Origin of the sequence: Maribacter sp., assembly GCF_049667165.1 — a bacterium.
Lineage (GTDB): Bacteria > Bacteroidota > Bacteroidia > Flavobacteriales > Flavobacteriaceae > Maribacter_A.
Genome location: NZ_JBATHS010000186.1, coordinates 1 through 1,735, shown reverse-complemented (window position 1 = coordinate 1,735; position 1,735 = coordinate 1). Strand labels below are relative to the sequence as shown.

The following is a 1,735-nucleotide window of genomic DNA, read 5'->3' as shown; positions in this document are numbered from 1 at the left end:
ACAATGTGCTGCCTCTGCCAAAATCTATAACGCCTAATCGAATAAAAGAAAACTTTGAGGTTTTTGATTTTGAAATTTCAGAATCCGATATGATGCTAATTAATCAAATGGATAATTTTGGAAGTTCAGGATTAAATCCAGATACTGTTATTTTTTAACTTCTATTTAAGTCAAATAAAAAAGGCAAGCTACCTACATCACACCGCTACGACCTAATACCCTTGCTGCGTTCCCACCCTGGGGGATTCTACAGGAGCTGGTCGTGTAGGACTTGCCGCGCGCAAATATACAATCTTTTATACCAAAAAATAAACCAATTTTATACCATTTAGATCATAAAACAAAGAAGTCATTGTCTACCAATGATTTAAGGTGAAGATCCATATGATCTAATACGCCAAATACGATGGGGCTTATCAATTCAGTCCCAAAACACCCATTTCAATCATTGGGATAAAAATATCGTATGCAATAATGGTCGAGAAGATTTACCATACCTTCGAAAAGTATCCCTTGTGGAGCGTGTTGAACATCGTAATTTCGTCACTAATTATTTCCCAAAAAAACCTACTTTTGGTAGCTTTGCACGCTTAGAACAAAACGCATATATGAGTTTAAAAAAGACACTATTTGACAAGGTATGGGATTCCCATGTGGTACAACATATCGATAATGGCCCTGACGTACTCTTTATTGACAGGCACATGGTACATGAAGTTACAAGTCCCGTAGCCTTCTTGGGCATAAAAAGCCGTGGAATCAAGGTTTTACATCCTGAGAAAACATTTGCTACAGCCGACCACAACACCCCAACCATAAACCAACATTTACCCGTTGAAGATCCTCTTTCTGCCAATCAATTGAAAGCTTTGGAAGAGAATTCAGCGGCATACGGAATTTCATATTGGGGATTGGGCCATGAGAAAAATGGCATTGTTCATGTAGTAGGTCCGGAATATGGGATTACCCAACCCGGGGCCACCATTGTATGTGGCGATTCACATACCTCTACCCATGGTGCCTTTGGCGCCATTGCCTTCGGCATAGGAACTTCCGAAGTGGAAATGGTTTTGGCCACACAATGTATCATGCAGACCAAGCCGAAAAGTATGCGCATCAATGTTGAGGGTTCGTTGAACCTTGGGGTAACCCCAAAAGATGTTGCCCTATACATCATTTCGCAGCTTTCCACCTCGGGTGCAACGGGCTATTTTGTGGAATATGCCGGACAGGTATTTAGGGATATGACCATGGAAGGACGAATGACCGTATGTAATCTCAGCATAGAAATGGGGGCTCGCGGAGGTATGATCGCTCCAGATGAAAAAACCTTTGCCTATGTCAAAGGACGGGAATTTTCCCCTAAAGGTGCTGCTTTAGATAAGGCCATGCACTATTGGGAAACCCTTTTTACCGATGAGGGGGCCCAATTCGATAAGGAAATCACTTTTGATGCCTCGAACATTGAACCCATGATCACTTACGGAACGAATCCTGGGATGGGTATCGGAATTTCAAATACTATTCCTACAGCAGATGCTGTGGACGGTGGAGCGTCAACCTACCAAAAATCACTGATGTACATGAATTTTCAAGAAGGGGAAAGTATGATGGGAAAACCCATCGATTTTGTTTTCCTTGGAAGTTGTACAAACGGTAGAATCGAGGATTTTAGGGCATTTACGTCTATTGTAAAAGGAAGGAAAAAGGCGGACAATGTAACAGCATGGTTGGT

General features: G+C 41.7%; 1 protein-coding gene and 1 other RNA gene. One reads left to right on the top strand and one right to left on the bottom strand.

The genetic code is table 11. The annotated features are described in order from the left end of the window. Positions 1–178: 178 nt before the first annotated feature. An RNA gene (gene ffs / locus WBM98_RS09705) (signal recognition particle sRNA small type) lies at positions 179–277 on the bottom strand. Positions 278–608: 331 nt separating this feature from the next. Here ffs and WBM98_RS09700 point away from each other — a divergent pair. Further along, positions 609–1,735: 3-isopropylmalate dehydratase large subunit (locus WBM98_RS09700; RefSeq protein ID WP_424365823.1), on the top strand; the 1,127-nt coding region annotated here is incomplete at its 3' end.